At 71.2% G+C, this 16,495-nt stretch carries 15 protein-coding genes; 7 read left to right on the forward strand and 8 right to left on the reverse strand.

Annotated elements, in window-relative coordinates; genetic code table 11:
- Nucleotides 1-139: 139 nt before the first annotated feature.
- The 3 genes from ACP56T_RS15260 to ACP56T_RS15270 are packed head-to-tail and all read left to right on the forward strand — an operon-like array spanning nt 140 to nt 4,168.
- Entirely contained in the window at nt 140-2,182 is a 2,043-nt protein-coding gene (locus ACP56T_RS15260; RefSeq protein WP_430912985.1) for a protein meaA, read from the forward strand.
- Nucleotides 2,183-2,222: 40 nt separating this feature from the next.
- A complete protein-coding gene (locus ACP56T_RS15265; protein WP_430912986.1) occupies nt 2,223-3,233 on the forward strand; it encodes an MraY family glycosyltransferase in 1,011 nt (336 codons plus the stop codon).
- The gene (locus ACP56T_RS15270; RefSeq protein ID WP_430912987.1) at nt 3,230-4,168 is read left to right on the forward strand and encodes an NAD-dependent epimerase/dehydratase family protein; all 939 of its coding nucleotides are present in this window, start codon (nt 3,230-3,232) and stop codon (nt 4,166-4,168) included. The genes ACP56T_RS15265 and ACP56T_RS15270 overlap by 4 nt, the downstream gene beginning before the upstream one ends.
- A gap of 5 nt (nt 4,169-4,173) precedes the next feature.
- Here ACP56T_RS15270 and ACP56T_RS15275 read toward each other — a convergent pair whose 3' ends face one another.
- From ACP56T_RS15275 to ACP56T_RS15295, 5 genes are all read right to left on the reverse strand, one after another.
- Nucleotides 4,174-6,162: an SDR family NAD(P)-dependent oxidoreductase gene (locus ACP56T_RS15275; protein WP_430912988.1), complete on the reverse strand. Its 1,989-nt coding sequence runs from the start codon at nt 6,160-6,162 to the stop codon at nt 4,174-4,176.
- A 48-nt stretch (nt 6,163-6,210) separates the two neighbouring features.
- Nucleotides 6,211-6,552, reverse strand: coding sequence for a hypothetical protein (locus tag ACP56T_RS15280; RefSeq protein WP_430912989.1), 342 nt, complete (start codon nt 6,550-6,552; stop codon nt 6,211-6,213).
- A gap of 88 nt (nt 6,553-6,640) precedes the next feature.
- Entirely contained in the window at nt 6,641-7,207 is a 567-nt protein-coding gene (locus ACP56T_RS15285) for a Uma2 family endonuclease (protein WP_430912990.1), read from the reverse strand.
- 90 nt (nt 7,208-7,297) lie between these two features.
- Nucleotides 7,298-7,858 (reverse strand): Uma2 family endonuclease, encoded by a 561-nt coding sequence (locus tag ACP56T_RS15290; RefSeq protein ID WP_430912991.1) that lies wholly within the window; start codon nt 7,856-7,858, stop codon nt 7,298-7,300.
- Nucleotides 7,859-7,954: 96 nt separating this feature from the next.
- Nucleotides 7,955-9,400 carry a homospermidine synthase gene (locus tag ACP56T_RS15295; protein ID WP_430912992.1) on the reverse strand — a complete coding sequence of 482 codons (1,446 nt, stop codon included), beginning with the start codon at nt 9,398-9,400 and terminating at the stop codon, nt 7,955-7,957.
- A 249-nt stretch (nt 9,401-9,649) separates the two neighbouring features.
- On the opposite strand from ACP56T_RS15295, the gene ACP56T_RS15300 reads away from it, so the two are divergent.
- The 4 genes from ACP56T_RS15300 (at nt 9,650) to ACP56T_RS15315 (ending at nt 14,762) form a co-directional block, all read left to right on the forward strand.
- Nucleotides 9,650-9,826 (forward strand): hypothetical protein, encoded by a 177-nt coding sequence (locus ACP56T_RS15300; protein WP_430912993.1) that lies wholly within the window; start codon nt 9,650-9,652, stop codon nt 9,824-9,826.
- 88 nt (nt 9,827-9,914) lie between these two features.
- Entirely contained in the window at nt 9,915-10,607 is a 693-nt protein-coding gene (locus ACP56T_RS15305) for an invasion associated locus B family protein (RefSeq protein ID WP_430912994.1), read from the forward strand.
- A 118-nt stretch (nt 10,608-10,725) separates the two neighbouring features.
- Nucleotides 10,726-11,205 carry a hypothetical protein gene (locus ACP56T_RS15310; RefSeq protein ID WP_430912995.1) on the forward strand — a complete coding sequence of 160 codons (480 nt, stop codon included), beginning with the start codon at nt 10,726-10,728 and terminating at the stop codon, nt 11,203-11,205.
- 101 nt (nt 11,206-11,306) lie between these two features.
- On the forward strand, nt 11,307-14,762 hold the full coding sequence (locus ACP56T_RS15315; protein ID WP_430912996.1) for a hypothetical protein: 3,456 nt from the start codon (nt 11,307-11,309) through the stop codon (nt 14,760-14,762).
- A 58-nt stretch (nt 14,763-14,820) separates the two neighbouring features.
- Here the strand turns inward: ACP56T_RS15315 and ACP56T_RS15320 are convergent, their stop codons facing one another.
- From ACP56T_RS15320 to fliP, 3 genes are all read right to left on the reverse strand, one after another.
- Nucleotides 14,821-15,213 (reverse strand): hypothetical protein, encoded by a 393-nt coding sequence (locus tag ACP56T_RS15320; protein ID WP_430912997.1) that lies wholly within the window; start codon nt 15,211-15,213, stop codon nt 14,821-14,823.
- Nucleotides 15,214-15,319: 106 nt separating this feature from the next.
- Nucleotides 15,320-15,529, reverse strand: a complete 210-nt coding sequence (locus ACP56T_RS15325) for a hypothetical protein (protein WP_430912998.1) — start codon at nt 15,527-15,529, stop codon at nt 15,320-15,322.
- A 154-nt stretch (nt 15,530-15,683) separates the two neighbouring features.
- Nucleotides 15,684-16,463, reverse strand: coding sequence for a flagellar type III secretion system pore protein FliP (gene fliP, locus ACP56T_RS15330; protein ID WP_430912999.1), 780 nt, complete (start codon nt 16,461-16,463; stop codon nt 15,684-15,686).
- Nucleotides 16,464-16,495: the final 32 nt, after the last annotated feature.

Consider the following 16,495-nt stretch of genomic DNA (forward strand, 5'->3'; position numbering starts at 1 on the left):
CTTCCGAACCGGGGGGCGGCCTTCATTCGCCTCGGCACGCGCGTCCTCGGATGACGCGTCGCGGAGGCTCCGCTAGGGTGATCGTCAAGCTGCGCCCAGAGGCGCGTGGTCCAAGAAGGCCGAGACGGAGCGTATCGGGATGAGCGTCAGTGCCAGCGTCGCGGAGGTCAAGCGCGACAAGCCGTGGATCATCCGCACCTATGCGGGCCACTCGAACGCCAAGGAATCGAACGCGCTCTACCGGGGCAACCTCGCCAAGGGGCAGACGGGCCTCTCGGTGGCCTTCGATCTGCCGACCCAGACCGGCTACGACCCCGACCACGAGCTCGCCCGCGGCGAGGTCGGCAAGGTCGGCGTCTCGATCGCCCATCTCGGCGACATGCGGACGCTGTTCGACCAGATCCCGCTCGTCCAGATGAACACCTCGATGACGATCAACGCCACGGCGCCGTGGCTCTTGTCGCTCTATCTCGCAGTGGCCGAGGAGCAGGGCGCGCCCTTCTCCGGTCTCCAGGGCACCACGCAGAACGACATCATCAAGGAGTATCTGTCGCGCGGCACCTACGTGTTTCCGCCCGCGCCCTCGCTCCAGCTCACCAAGGACGTGATCCTCTTCACCACGAAGAACGTGCCGAAGTGGAACCCGATGAACGTCTGCTCCTACCACTTGCAGGAGGCGGGGGCGACGCCGGTCCAGGAGCTGTCCTACGCGCTCGCCATCGCCATCGCGGTGCTCGACACCGTCCGCGAGGACCCGGATTTCGACCCCGAGACCTTCCCGGAGGTGTTCGGGCGCATCTCGTTCTTCGTGAACGCGGGCCTGCGCTTCGTCACCGAGATCTGCAAGATGCGCGCGTTCTCGGAGCTCTGGGACGAGATCGCCCAGGAGCGCTACGGGATCGACGACCCCAAGAAGCGCATCTTCCGCTACGGCGTTCAGGTGAACTCCCTCGGGCTGACCGAGCAGCAGCCCGAGAATAACGTCCACCGCATCCTCATCGAGATGCTGGCCGTCACCCTCTCGAAGCGCGCCCGCGCCCGCGCCGTGCAGCTCCCCGCCTGGAACGAGGCCCTCGGCCTGCCGCGCCCCTGGGACCAGCAATGGTCCATGCGCATGCAGCAGATCCTCGCCTTCGAGACCGACCTTCTCGAATACGACGACATCTTCGACGGCTCGAAGGTCATCGACGCCAAGGTCGAGGCCCTCAAGGCCGAGACCCGCGCCGAGCTCGAGCGCATCGGCGGCATCGGCGGCGCGGTGGCGGCGGTGGAGACCGGCGCGCTCAAGCGCTCGCTGGTGGAATCGAACGCCAAGCGCATCTCGGCCATCGAGGCCGGCGAGCAGATCGTCGTCGGCGTCAACAAGTGGCAGAACGGCGAGCCCTCGCCCCTGACTGCGGGCGAAGGCGCCATCTTCACGGTGTCCGAAAACGTCGAGATGGAGGCCGAGCAGCGCATCCGCGCCTGGCGCTCGCAGCGCGACGACAAGGCCGTGGAGCAGGCGCTCGCCGATCTCGAGGCGGCGGCGCGCTCGGGCGCCAACATCATGCCGGTCTCGATCGCCGCCGCGAAGGCCGGCGTCACCACCGGCGAGTGGGGCGGGCGGCTGCGCCAGGTCTTCGGCGAGTACCGTGCGCCGACCGGCGTGACGCTGGAGACCGTGTCGTCCGGCGCGGCCGAGGAGGCCAAGCTCCTGATCGCCGATCTCGGCGAGCGGCTCGGCGAGACGCCGAAGCTCGTGGTCGGCAAGCCCGGCCTCGACGGCCACTCGAACGGCGCCGAGCAGATCGCGCTCCGCGCCCGCGACGTCGGCTTCGACGTGACCTATGACGGCATCCGCCAGACTCCGTCGGAGATCGTCGCCAAGGCGAAGGAGACGGGCGCCCATGTGGTCGGCCTGTCGATCCTCTCCGGCAGCCATGTGCCGCTGGTGCGCGACGTGAAGGCGAAGCTGCGCGAGGCGGGGCTCGACCATATCCCGGTGGTCGTCGGCGGCATCATCTCGCCGGAGGACGAGCTCGTCCTCAAGAACATGGGCGTGCAGGCGGTCTATACGCCCAAGGACTACGTCATCGACACCATCATGATCGGTATCGCCAAGGTGGTCGGCCGCGCGCTCGACAAGGCGAAGGCGGTGGAGGCCGAGGGCGCCAAGGCCAACGGCTCGGGGCAGGTCTACTGAGGCGGCGGCGGACGGGCCGTCCGCCGCGCGCATCCGCTCGATGTCCCTCGCGCCGCTGATCGCGGTCCCGCTCGCCGCTGCCTTGAGCGCCGGGCTGATCCTGCTGCTGAAGCCGCTGCTCAGGCGTTATGCCCTGGCGCGGCCGAACGCGCGCTCCAGCCACACCGTGCCGACGCCCCAGGGCGGCGGCATCGCCGTGGTGGGGGCGGCCCTCGCGGTCGCGGGTGGGCTGATCGCCTTTCTGCCGGGGCTCGATCGCGCTGAGACGGCGGCGGTCGCGCTGGCCGCCGTGCTGCTCGCGCTGCTCGGCGCCGTCGACGACATCCGGCCGCTGCCTGCGGCTTTGCGGCTGCCGGTCCAGGCGCTGATCGTCGCCGCCCTGGTGGCGACGGTGGACGGACGGCTGCTGCCCGGCCTTCCCCTGGCGGCGGAACAGGCGCTGGCGGTGCTGGCGGGCGTGTGGTTCGTCAACCTCGTCAATTTCATGGACGGGCTCGACTGGATGACGGTCGCCGAGATGGTGCCGCTCTCGGGCGCCCTCGTCCTGTTCGGTCTCGCCGGGTTCCTACCGCCGCTGCCGACGCTGGTCGCCGGTGCGCTCCTCGGCGCGCTCCTCGGCTTCGCGCCCTTCAACCGGCCCGTGGCGCGGCTGTTCCTGGGCGATGTGGGCTCGCTACCCATCGGGCTGATCGTGGCCTGGCTGCTCTACCGCCTGGCGCTGGAAGGGGGGCTCGCCGCCGCGATCCTGCTGCCGCTCTACTATCTCGCCGACGCGACCCTCACGCTGATCCGCAGGGCGGCGAAGCGCGAGCGGGTCTGGGAGGCGCACCGCTCGCATTTCTACCAGCGCGCCACCGTGAACGGGCTGTCCGTTTCCGGCGTCGTCACGCGTGTCCTCCTGGTCGACGTGGTGCTGGCCGCGCTGGCGGCGGCGACCTTGCTTTGGCCCGTCTGGCCCGTCAGGCTCGCGGCACTCGGGCTCGGCATCGTCGTTGTGGCGATGCTGCTGCGCCGGTTCGCGACGAAGCGGGTCGAGGGGGATCGGGCGTGAGCCAACTCGTGGCGCTGACCGGAGCGACGGGCTTCATCGGCCGCCATCTCCTGCGCGCGCTGTCCGAGCGGGGCTTCCGCGTGCGGGTGCTGCTGCGCCGGCCGGTGGAGGTGCCGGAGGGCGCGAGCAGCGCCGTCGTCGGCGATCTCGCCCGGCCGATGAACATGGCCGCCGCCCTCGCCGGGGTCGACGCGGTGGTCCATTCCGCCGGCCTCGCCCATGCCATGAGCGGCGCCCCCGAGGACGATTACCGCGCCTCCAACACCGAGGCGACGCGGCGGCTCGCGGAAGCCGCAGCGCGGGCGAAGGTGCGCCGCTTCGTCTTCCTCTCCTCGATCCGGGCGCAGAGCGGGCCGAGCGCCGCCGGCATCCTCGCGGAGACGGACGCGCCCGCCCCCACCGACGCCTATGGCCGCTCCAAGCTCGCCGCCGAGCAGGCGCTCGCCGAGATCGGGCTCGACTGGGCGGCGCTGCGGCCGGTGCTGGTCTACGGGCCGGGGGTGAAGGGCAACATGGCCGCGCTCCTGCGCCTCGCCCGGCTGCCGCTGCCCCTGCCGCTCGCGAGCCTCGACGGCCGGCGCTCCCTCGTCTCCGTCGAGAGCCTCGCGGGCGCCGTCGAGACCGTGCTCGCGGCGCCCGGCCCGCTGAGCAGGCCGCTGGTGCTCGCCGATCCCGATCCGCTGACGCTGCCGGAGATGATCGCTGCGCTGCGCTCGGGCGCCGGGCGGGGGCCCGGCCTCTTGCCGGCGCCGGCCGGGCTGCTGCGCCTCTGCGCCGGGCTCGCCGGCAGAGAGGAGGCGTTCGCGCGGCTATCCACGGGCCTCGTCGCGCGCGCGGACGGCCTTCGGGCGCTCGGCTGGGCGCCCGCGACGACCACCAGGGACGGGCTCGCGGCCCTGGCTCGTGGGGAAGGTTTGGCGCGCGGCGAGGGGTAAGCCGGTCAGGCCGGCGTCGCGGCGGTCGCGATGCGGGTGTCGGGCGCCTCGGAAGGAGCGATTGCGGATGCCGGCGGCGCGTGACGCTCGCGGAAATCCGGTATCGCCGCCTCGAACACGGCTTCTGCCGCCGTCCGGTCGCCGGCGGCGACCGCCTCGCGCAGGCGCCGGGTCCAGGCGTCGAGCACGGCGCGGTCGGCGAAGACGGGGCGCGCCGCCATCACGCCCGCGATCCCGTCGAGGCTGACGCGCGGCTCCTCGCGGGCGAAGAGGATCTCGTTGAGGCGCTCGCCGGGGCGCGAGCCGGTGACGGCGATCTCGATCTCCTCGCCGGGCTCGAAGCCGGCGAGCCGGATCATGCGCTCGGCGAGCTCGCGGATCTTCACGGGCTGGCCCATCTTGAGCACGTAGACGGCCGCGCGCTGGTCGCCGCCTTGCGCCGCCGGGAGGGCGCGCGCCTCGCCGTCGGCATGGGAGGCGGCGGTGAGCACGAGGTCGGAGGCTTCGCGCACTGTCATGAAGTAGCGCACCATGTCGGGATGCGTGACGGTGACGGGGCCGCCCCGCGCGATCTGCGCCTTGAACACCGGCACCACCGAGCCGACAGAGCCCAGCACGTTGCCGAAGCGCACGGCGATGAGGCGCGTCGGCCGGCCGCCCGTCTGCTCGGCGTCGAGGGCCTGGGCGTACATCTCGGCGAAGCGCTTGGTGACGCCGAGCTGCGAGACCGGCTCGATGGCCTTGTCGGTGGAGATCATCACCAGCGCGCGAGCGCCGGCGGCGACAGTGGCATCGGCGACGTTGATCGAGCCGAAGACGTTGGTTTTCACGCCCTCCGTCCAGTCCCGCTCCAGATAGGGCACCTGCTTCAGGGCGGCCGCGTGGAAGACGTAGTCCGGCCGGTAGGCGGTGAAGAGCGCGTGCAGGCGCTCGCGGTCGCGGATGTCCGCCAGCGCGCCGCTCACCTCGGCCTCCGCGTTCAGGATCGCCGGCTGGTTGAGGATGCCGTGAAGCGCCGGCTCGGAGTTCTCGACCACGAGCACGCTCGCCGCGCCGAAGGCCACCGCGCGCGCGCAGATCTCGGAGCCGATGGAGCCGCCGCCGCCGGTGACGATCACCCGCTTGCCGGCGAGAAAACGCTCCAGGCGCGGCCGGTCGATCTCCACGGTGGGGCGCAGCAGCAGGTCCTCGATCTCGAGGGGCGCGAGCTCCGCGTCGCGCATGCCCTCGCCGAGGCTGACCACGCGGGCGAGCGGCAGGCCGAGGCGGCGGGCGCGGGCGATGAGGTCGTCGGGCTCGGCCTCCGGGGTCAGGGCGCTCGGCGTCGCGACGAGCCGGCGCACCGGCTGGCCCCGGTCGGCGAGGGCCTGGACCACCCGTTCGAGATCGGAGAAACCGCCGAGCACCGGCACGCCGCGCATCTCCTGGCCGGCTTCGTCGGCGCGCGGCGAGAGGATGCCCTTCGGCGCGAGCTTCTTCACGGAGCCCGATTCGATAGCGCGCAACAGAACCTCGATATCCCCGCCGCGCCCGAGAAGCAGGGTCGGCACGGTGGCCGCGCGGGCGCTCGACTGGCGCGAGCGGGCGTATTTCAGGTAGCGGAAGGCGAGGCGCGGGCCCCCGAGCAGGAAGATCTGGAGCACCCAGTAGAGCGCGATCGCGATCTTCCCGAAGAAATAGAAGCCGTACATCGTCGAGGAGACGAGCACGTAGTCGACCACCAGCAGGCTCAGCGCCAGCACGCTCGCGGCGCGCACGATCCCGGCGAGGTCCGGCAGCGAGGCGAAGCGCCATTTCGTCCGGTAGAGCCGGAAGCGCGCGTAGACGAACCCGGCATAGACGAGGAAGGGCGGCAGCAGGAGCGGCAGCGCCGCCATCCGCTCGGCGAGCATCGCGCCCTCGAAGCGGACCCCGAAGGTGAGGACCACGGCCAGCGCCGTCGCCACGAGATCGTGGGCGAGCATCACCGCGGTCTTGTAGATGCGCTGCTGCATGACCGGCGGCGGTATCGGCGTAGGCGCCGCCGCTGTCAACGCGCGAGCCTATGCCGACGGCTTCGCGACCTTGCCCGTCAGCGCCACGTAGAAGCCGAGCCCGTCCTGGGCCGGCAGGGTCTGGAGGCGCTCGATCAGCCCTTTCCGCCGGGCGTCGAGGAGCAGCCGCCCGGTGGGCTGGAACAGGGTCTCGCCGCCGCCCTCCGGGGGCGGGTCGAGGCGGATCGCCACGGTCTTGTTCCTGGCGAAGCGGCTGCGCTCCAGCATGTCCTTGAGGGACGCCTCGGCTGTGGGCCGGTTGCTGCCGCGCAGGTCGAGCACGGAATCCGCGTCCGTCACTCCGAGGGAGCCGCGCAGCTTGTCGGCGTAGAAGTCTTCGAAATGGGGCAACGGCGGCGACCTGGGAGGAGGGTTGCTGGAGCATGTCCGGGAGAGGCGGAGCCCGGCTCTCCGTCACGGCATGCGATATATCGATGACTTAGAAGGCAATTCCGGCGAAGACGGAGGCGACGGTGAGATCTCCGCCGATCTCCGGCAGATCGAGGACGCCGTCGAGGCCCAGCGCCTGCTTGCGCCACGCCGTCCCTTCGCCGCGCCGCCAGACCTCCACGCGCGGCTCGTCCTGGTAGACGATGAGGAACGCCTTCAGGGACTCGATCGAGCGGTAGAAATCGGTCTTGCGGCCCCGGTCCAGGCTCATGGTCGAGGGCGAAAGCACCTCGGCGACGAGAACGGGATCGGAGGCGTAGCCGTCCGGCAGCGGAGGGCCGCAGCGCACCACCACGTCCGGCACGGGCGCGAAATCGTTCATCGCCGCGCTCAGCACCGCGATGCCGGGCACCACGCGGCAGCCTTTCGTATCCGCCAGATCCCCCAGGCGGCGGATCAGATTGGCCACGACGATCTGGTGCCGCTCGCTCGGCGGCGACATCAGCACGGGCTCGCCATCGAGCAGCTCCCAGCGCTCATGGTCCGGGCGCGTCTCCGCCCAGTCCCGATAGTCCGGGAGGCTCATGCGGGTTTCGCGTCGGGCCGCGACGGCCATGGCGGCTGCTCCTGATCGTCGGGCGGATGGTATCACCGAAGCGTCCGGCCGCAACACGAAGCGGTGGCATGGGCGGCCTACCGGTCCGGTTCAGAACGCGACGCGGGCATAGACGTCGGAGACGGCCAGCGCGCCTCCGAGCTCGGGCAGGTCGATGACGGCCCCGGCGCCGATGCCGCGCATGCTCCAGCCGTCCTCGCGGCGCCAGACCTCCACTCGCATCTCGTCCTGATGGACGATCAGAAAGGTGCGCAGGCTCGGCACGGAGCGGTAGAAGGCGGTCTTGCGGCCGAGATCGTTCTTCATGGTCGAAGGCGAGAGCACCTCAGCCACGAGGACGGGCGCGCTGGTGTAGCCCTCCGTCGAGGGCGTGCCGCAGGTGACGACGATGTCCGGAACCGGCGCGAAATCGTCCATCGCGGCGCTGAGCACGCCGAGGCCCGGAAGCGCGCTGCAACCGCGCCGCTCCGCCAGCTCATCGAGCCGGCGCACTACGTTCGCGACTGTGCGTTGGTGCCGCTCGCTCGGCGGCGACATCAGCACGGGCTCGCCGTCGAGCAGCTCCCAGCGCTCGTCGTCCGGCGTGCCCTCGACCCAGGCCCGGTACTCGGCGACGGTCATTCCCGTCTCGCGGCGAACCGCAACGCCCATGGTTCGTGCTCCACCTCGGAGCACCACCATACCTCCTCGCGAAGGGTTTTGCGATCCGGCCGGCGGCGAGGGCCGGCCGGATCGTTCGATACGCCCTCAGCCGTGCACGAGCACGTTGCGGAACTGCCAGGGGTCGCTCTCGTCGATGTCCTCGGGGAATAGGCCCGGACGGCCGGTCAGCGGGGTCCAGTCGGTGTAGACGCCGATCACGGGGCCGAGATACGGCATCTGCACCTCGAGGCAGCGGCGGAAATCGACTTCGTCGGCCTCGACGATGCCGGCCTCGGGGTTCTCCAGCGCCCAGACCATGCCGGCCAGCACGGCCGAGGTCACCTGGAGGCCGGTGGCGTTCTGGTAGGGGGCGATGCGGCGGGTCTCCTCGATGGAGAGCTGCGAGCCGAACCAGTAGGCGTTCTTCTCGTGGCCGTAGAGGAGCACGCCGAGCTCGTCGAGCCCATCGACGATCTCGTTCTCGTCGAGGATGTGGTGCTTCTCCTGCACCTTGCCGGCATTGCCGAACATCTCGTGCAGCGAGAGCACGGCGTCGTTGGCCGGGTGGTAGGCGTAGTGGCAGGTCGGCCGGAAGACCGGCTTGTCGCCCTCGCGCACAGTGTAATAGTCGGCGATGGAGATCGCCTCGTTATGCGTGACGAGGAAGCCGAACTGCGACTGCGCGGTGGGCGTCCAGGAGCGCACGCGGGTGTCGGCGCCGGGCTGGAGCAGGTAGATCGCGCAACGCGAGCCCTTTTCCTGCTCGCGGGCGTTCTCCGGCATCCACTTCTCGTGCGTGCCCCAGCCGAGCTCGGCCGGCTGGTTGCCCTCGGAGACGAAGCCTTCGACGGACCAGGTGTTGACGAAGACGCCCTGCGGCTTCGGGGTCTTGGCGCGCTGGGTGTCGCGCTCGGCGATGTGGACGCCCTTGACGCCGACCTCGCGCATCAGCGCGGCCCATTCCTCGCGGGTCTTCGGCTCGGGCGTCTTCAGGCCGAGATCGGCGGCGATGTTCAGGAGGCCCTGCTTCACGAACCAGGAGACCATGCCCGGATTGGCGCCGCAGCAGGAGACGGCGGTGGGGCCGCCGGGGGCGGCGCGCCGCGCGGCGAGGATGTTCTCGCGCAGCGCGTAGTTGGTGCGGTCGCCCTGGCTCTTCGACTTGTCGAAGTAGAAGCCCGTCCAGGGCTCGGCCACGGTGTCGATGTAGAGGGCGCCGAGCTCCCGGCACAGCTCCATGATGGCGCGCGAGGAGGTGTCGACGGAGAGGTTCACGCAGAAGCCCTGGCCGCCACCCTCGGTGAGGAGCGGGGTGAGCACGTCGCGGTAGTTCTCCTCCGTCAGCGCGACCTTCTCGAAGCGCAGGCCGTGCTTGTCGGCGAGCGCCTTGTCGGTATCGACCGGATCGATGACGGTGAAGCGCGCCTTGTCGTATTCGAAATGGCGCTCGATGAGCGGCAGGGTGCCGCGGCCGATCGAGCCGAAGCCGATCATCACGATGGGGCCGCTGATGCGTCCGTGAACGGGCCAGGTGGTCGGCGTGTCGGTCATGGGCGGTCCTCGGGGTCGACGGAAAACATGGAAGCGGCGGCCTGTACGCCCCGCATGTGAAGATCGAGCGACGGGCTCAGTGGCGATTCCTTACCGAAGGGTCAACCGGGAAGCGGGTTTCGGCCCGAAACGGCCCTCCGCCCATGAGCCGCGCGCATGGGACGATCCCGCTCGGGCCGATTGCCGCGACGGCGGGGCGGGCGGATATTGCGGTGCAGCAAGTCGCTGGTGCAACGCAAGGACGCAGCCATGCTCGCCGTCATCGCCTCGAACGTCGCCGCTCCGGCGGAAGAAGCCGCCGACCGGGATCCCGGCATCCTCACCCTCGCCGCCGCCGTCGTGCGCGCCGTCCGCCGTGGGAGCGCCGCCGCCTTCGCCCGGCGCTGCGAGCGGGCCCGCGAGGCCGGGTTCGACCCCGCCGCTTGAACGATTCCAAGTCGGCACCGGGTGCATTGCCACGCGGCCGGTAGGGCGATAGGCGGCTTGCCGCATATCGTCCGCCGGAACCGCCCGCATGAACCCGATGATCCGCGCCGCCCGCCATGTGCTCGTCCCGGCATGGCTCCTGTGCGCGCCGGGCGTCGCGCTGGCGCAGGAGGCCGCTCCCGAGCCGGAGGCTCCCGCCGCCGCGCCGGCCGAGAAGCCGAAGCCCAAGCGGCCCCCGGCGCCGCGCCCGGTGAAGCCGGCCCCGAAGGCCGCCGAGAAGGCGCCTCCGGCAGCGCCCGCGCCGGCCAAGGCGGTCTGGCCGGAGGGCGCCAGCACGGTCAGCGAGGTCTATGGCGACTGGACCGTGAACTGCGCCCGCCCGCAGGATCCGGGAGCGGGCCCGGCCGTGATCTGTAGCCTGATGCAGTCCCAGGGCGATGCCAAGACCGGGCGGCGGACCTTCGCCTTCGAGCTCCGTTCGCCGAAGGACGGCCGCGCCGAGGGCATCATCCTCATGCCCTTCGGCCTCTCCATCGAGGACGGCGTCAGCTTCAAGCTCGACGACACCGTGCTCGGCAAGGGCGCGGTCTACTCCACCTGCGGCGGCGACGGCTGCTTCGTGCCGATCAGCCTGCCGACGCTGGCCACCGACACCATGCGCACGGCGACCACGCTGTCCGTCACGGCGCAGAAGCCGGACGCGAAGGAGCCCTTGGTGGTCAAGGTGCCGCTGGCGGGCTTCGCGGCGGCCTTCGACCGGATGGTCGCCTTCGGCGGCTGACCGTCGAAGTCTCGATCAGACCGTCCTCGGGCACATCCCCGGAGCGTTTCGCGGCGGATCAGGCCGCGATGGCGTGTGTCGCGACGGTCTCGATCGGCTGGGGCTGGCTCCAGATGTCGTGAAAGCCGTTCTCGTCCCGGAACCAGTATTGCCCGGTTTGAAGGCTCCAGCCATGCTCGGCGTACGACCGGGCGATGCTGCGGGCTATGAGACGAGCCTGAAGGCTGCACGGAACATCCATGGCAAGTATCTCCGGGTATCGATGCTCCGGCATATTGCAGTGCCGAACAATGATCATGTTCATATCGACATCCTTGCAATCGTTCCTGATCGTTCGATCATGACGAATAGGGAAACGCTTCACAACCTGTTCGTTCCAGAAACAACCCTGGGTATGTTAATGGGTGTTGTCGGGGATCCGAAGGATTGGATGCATCGCTATCGCGCGATCGGGGTCGGCTCCGCCGCTGGCCGTAAAGGACATCGGCCGGTCGCTCGGAGCGTCTTCGATGGGGCGCCGATGGAGATTCGTGGGACTCTGCGCCGTCCCGGCGACACCCAATCGTCAATCTGCCGCGCGGCCTTAAGCGCCCGTTAGCCGCGTTTCGGCACAGTCCGGCGGGTGTGTGGCAGGGGCGCCGCGCGCGGGCGGCCGCCGGCCTGCCTTCGCGCCGCGTCCCGAGCGTGGCGTTCGCGTAGATGAGAGCGGCTCTCGGAGCAGGGGCGAGGTGCTGGGGGGGGCTCGCGCTCGCCGTGCTGACGCTCCTCGCGCTGGCGCTGCCGGCGCAGGCCGCCCGGCTCCTGTCGATCGAGGGAGGGGAGGGCGGTGGCTACGGCCGCATCGCGCTCACCTTCGATTCGGCCGTGCCGGTCAAGGCCCGGCTTTCCGGCGCCGTGCTCATCATCACCTTTGGCGACACGGCGACGGGGGGAGCCGAGCGCCTCGCGCTGAGCATGCCGAACTACGTCACCGTGGTCCGGCGCGATCCCGACGGAACCGGCCTGCGCCTCGCCTTGCAGAAGCCCTACCGCCTCAACGTCCAGGTCGCGGGCGAGCGCGCCTATGTCGATCTGCTGCCGGAGGGCTGGGCCGGCCTGCCGCCGCCGCTTCCCCCCGAGATCGTCGCGGCGCTCGCCAAGCGCGCCCTGGCGGCGGAAGCCGCGCTGAAGGCGTCCGCGCCGGTACCCGTGGCCAAGCCCCTCGCCGTCGAGGTCGCGCATCTGCCGACGCTGACGCGCCTGACGGTCCGGCTGCCGCAGGGGACGGAGAGCACCGCGCGCGGCGACGGGCCCGCGACCCGCGTCACCGTGCCCGGTTTCTGGAAGGTCGACGAGACGGACGCGCGCGGCCGGCTGCGGCCGGCGGTGACGCGCTTCCTCGTGGAGAGCGACTCCGCTGCCACGAGCTTCCTCGTGCAGCCGGCCGAGGGCTACGTCGTCACCACGGACCGTGACGACGAGGGCGTGTCCATCGACATCGCCAGGGAGGCGGCCAAGGGGGTGGCCAAATCCTCCGGCAAGCCCGCCGCCAAGGATGCGTTTGCCAAGGACGCGCATGCCGACGAGCATTCGAAGGACGCGCACGCGGCCGAGCCGGCAGCGCCCGCCGGCAAGACGACCTCCGTCAAGCCGGCCTCCGGCCATGGCGAGGACGCGCATGCGGCGCCGGAGCCGCAGGCTCCCGCGAAGGCGCCCCCGCGCGCCGCGCCGATACGCCCGGCCGCCGCCGAGACCGTCGAGGAGGCGCCCGTTCCCGCCCCCGACAGGACCGGCGTCCGCAAGGCGGCGGGCAACGTGGTGTTTCCCTTCCGCCGCCAGCCGGCCGTCGCGCTGTTCGAGCGGGCGGGCATCGTCACCCTCGCGTTCGAGACCCGCGAGCCGGTGGAGATCCCCGCCGGCGCCGCCGCCGCCGGAATTGTGCCGCTCGGGCCGCCGCGCCGGGTCGGCGAGGTCGTGATGCTGCGCTTCCCGGCCCCCGCCGGCAAGCTGCTCGACCTGCTCCCCGTGGGTCCGCTCGCGGCGCCGGCCGGCTGGGAGCTCCTCGCCGGGGAGAGCCTGTCGCCGAGCGAGGCGCTCGTGGCGAACCGCGTGTCCGCCGGCGGGCGTTTCGCCCTCGGGGTGAGGCTGCCCGATCCGGGCGCGGCGACCTGGCTCGATCTCGACGGAGAGCGCATCGCCGTGGTGACGACGCTCGGGCGGCGTCCCGCCGGTGTCGCCAAGCGCCAGCGCTTCGTGGATGCCGAGCTGCTGCCGAGCCGGCTCGGCGTCGCCGTGCTGGCCTTCGCCGACGACCTCACCGTGCGACCGGACCTCGACGGCGTGGCCATCGCGCGCGAGGGAGGGCTCGCGGTGTCCGCCGTCGAGCGCCCGGCCGAGGTGGTGGCGGCCGATGTCGATCAGCCCGCCATCGACCGGAAGGCGTGGGACGAGGCCCGCCGGGGCGACGTCTTCACGGCGATGCGCCAGCAGTTCGGGGCCATCGCCGAGCAGCCGCTGTCCCTGCGCGGGCCGGCGCGTCTGGCGCTGGCACGCTTCCAGCTCGCCAACGGTTTCAACCCCGAGGCGCTGACCGTGCTCGCGGCCGCCGCCGAGGACGATCCGGCGCTCGGCGCCCAGCGCGATGTCGCCATCCTGCGCGGGCTCGGCAACGCCCGGATGGGCCGTCTCGCGGAGACGAAGCAGTTCCTGGCCGGAAAGGCGCTGGCGCGCGACCCGGAAGCCGCCCTGTGGCGCGGATACGCCGCCGCGCAGGCCGGTCTCTGGCTCGAGGCCGACGGCGCGATGCGGGCCGGTCTCGCTGTGCTCGACCGCTACCCCGACGATCTCCAGGCCCTGTTGCGCACGGCCGTCGCGGAGGCCGCCATCGAGATCGGCGATTTCGAGATGGGCAAGCGCCAGATCGCGATCATCGACCGGCTCTCGCCGGCGCCGCTCCAGCGCGACATGCTGAAATACCTGACGGCGCGCCTCGACGAGGCCAGCGGGCAGACCCTCGCCGCCCTGTCGGCCTACGAGCGCCAGGCCGAGGGCGCCGAGCGTCCCGTGGCGGCGGCGGCGACGCTGCGCGGGGCGATGCTCGCCCATTCCGCCGGCAAGCTCTCGGCGAAGGACACCGTCGAGCGCCTGGAGCGCCTGATGCTGATGTGGCACGGCGGCCCGGTGGAGACGGAGATGACCTCCGGCCTGTTCAGTCTCTATCGCGAGACCGGCCGCTGGCGCGACGCCTTCACCGCCGTGCGCCGGGCCGAGGCGGCGGCAGGGGATGCGCCGGCGGCGCGAGCGCTGCACACGGAGGCGCTGGCGCTGTTCGACGACCTGTTCCTCAGCCCGCTGGGCGACCAGATGACCGGCGTCGAGGCGGTGGCGCTGTATTTCGACTTCAAGGATTTCGGTCCCGTGGGCCGGCGCGGCGACGAGATCGTGCGGCGGCTCGCCGACCGGCTTGTGGCGCTCGACCTGCTCGACGCCGCCGCTGGGCTCCTCCAGCACCAGGTCGACCACCGCCTGACGGGCGCGGCCCGCGCCAGCGTCGCGACGCGGCTCGCGGCGGTGCGGATCATGGACGCCCAGCCCATGAAGGCGCTGGAGGCGCTCGATTCCACCTACCTGCCCGAACTGCCGGGCGAGCTGCGCCGCGCCCGCATGCTGCTGCGCGCCCGCGCGCTCTCGGACCTCTCGCGGACCGACGTCGCGCTCGAGACCCTTGAGGGGGACAACGCGCCCGACGCCCAGCGCCTGCGCGCCGACATCCTCTGGGGCGCGCGGCGCTGGCGCGAGGCGGGGGAGGCCCACGAGATGCTGCTCGGCGACGCCTGGCGCTCGGGCAAGCCCCTCGACGACGCCTCCCGCGCCGACGTGATCCGCGCCGCCATCGCCTACGGGCTGTCCTCGGAGGCGATCGGGCTCGAACGGCTGAAGGCCAAGTACGCCGACCCCATGGCCGAGAGCGCGGATGCGCGCACCTTCGCCCTGCTCACGGCGCCCAACGCCTCCCGCACGGCCGGCTTCCGCGAGATCGCGCAGAGGGCCTCGACGGCGCAGACGCTCGCCGCCTTCCTCGACGAGTACCGCAAGCGCTACCCCGAGAACGCCGTGCCCGAGCGCGGCAAGCCGCAGGCCGCGACGGAGGCGCCGGCAGGCACGCCGCCGGGCTGAAGGCGGCGACATCCGATCCGACGCCCGGCGACGGTCCTGCCGACCGCCCCGCCGTCGCTCAATCCATGCACATTTGGAAGTAGAGCTGTCTCACCTGCTCCATGGCCTGGAACCCCGGCGCGCGCGGGTTGAGAAGCTCCGGCCCGTCCGGGACCCGTCCGAAGAAGGCATTGGACAGGTCGACCACGAATCCGCGTTCGCCGGCATAGCGCCCGTCCTTGTTCTTGACGTTGACCGAGCCGCATATCCACGAGCCGTCGGCTCGGCGCAGAGCCGTCACCTTGGGCTCGAGATCCTTGAAGCGCTGGCCGATCAGATCGAGGACGGTGCCGGCGGCGGCCTTTCCGATCGCGGCGTCGGACCCGTCTTCGACGGTCTGGGCGCGGGCGGCGAGCGGCGCGGCCGAGATCGAGAGCGCGACGGCAAGCGCGATCGGGGACGGCATCGCCATGAACCCGTCGCGCCGAACCCGGCCATGCATCGCGTCTGCTCCTTATCGTCGGCGCCGGAGGTGGGCATCCGTGCCGAGCGCCGGACGGCTTCCGGCGGCCCGGATCTCAGTCGTCCGCCCTCGTGACGGACAGTCCCTTGGTGGGCGAGGTGCCGGTTTCGGCGATCAGGATGTCGAGGGATCGGCGCACGATCTCCAGCGCGCCGACGCCTTCGCGGTCCGCCTCGGCCTGGACCTCCGCCCGCTCGGCGGCGGGCATCCCGTCGAACAGTGTCCGGGCGACCGCGGCCGATGCGTGCTTGTGATGGTCACTCATCGTGAGGCTGCCGGATGATGTTCGAGATCGGATCGAAGAATAATTCTGACGATATTCTTATTAGGGACGGTTTGAATCGGGATTTCGAGCCGAAAGGTCGAGGATCACTTTTCCATCACCTCGGGCGACCGATCAACTCCTTTCGTGCGGCCCGCTAGCTTCCGTAGCTCTGCACCAGCGAGCCGGCGACCAGCGTCCAGCCGTCGACGAGGACGAAGAAGATCAGCTTGAAGGGCAGCGCCACGGTCGCCGGCGGCACCATCATCATGCCAACCGCCATCAGCACCGAAGCGACCACGAGGTCGATGATCAGGAAGGGGATGAAGAGCAGGAAGCCGATCTCGAAGGCCCGCCGCAGCTCCGAGATCATGAAGGCGGGGGTGACGATCTCCAATCCCACCGCCTCGGGCCCGGCGGGTGTCGGCGCCTTGGCCATGTCGAGGAAGAGCTTGAGGTCCTTCTCGCGGACGTTCTTGAGCATGAAGGTCTTGAACGGGGCCGAGGCCCGCTCGAACGCCACCCCTTGCGTGATCTGGTTGGCGAGAAGCGGCTCGATGCCGGCGCGGTAGGCTTCCTTCGCTGTCGGCGCCATCACGAAGGCGGTGAGGAACAGCGCGAGGCTGACGATCACGGCGTTGGGCGGCGCGGTCTGGGTGCCCAGCGCCGAGCGCAGGATCGAGAGCACCACCACGATGCGGGTGAAGGAGGTCGCCATCACCAGCACGGAGGGCGCCAGCGCCAGCACCGTGATGAGCGCGACGAGTTGCAGCGCCCGCTCTGTGACTCCGCCTGCGCCGAGATCGACGTTGAGGCTCTGCGCCGTCGCGCCCGTGCAGGCCGCCGCGACGAGGATCGCGGCGAGCGGCAGGGCGGGACGCAGCCTGGCGAGCAGTCGCCTGGGCAGGCGCGGGAAACGTCGATTCGGGGTGCTCATTCCGGCGGCAACCTGCTGCGCGCGGGACTCGG

This window comes from Methylobacterium endophyticum (genome assembly GCF_050591105.1).
Lineage (GTDB): Bacteria > Pseudomonadota > Alphaproteobacteria > Rhizobiales > Beijerinckiaceae > Methylobacterium.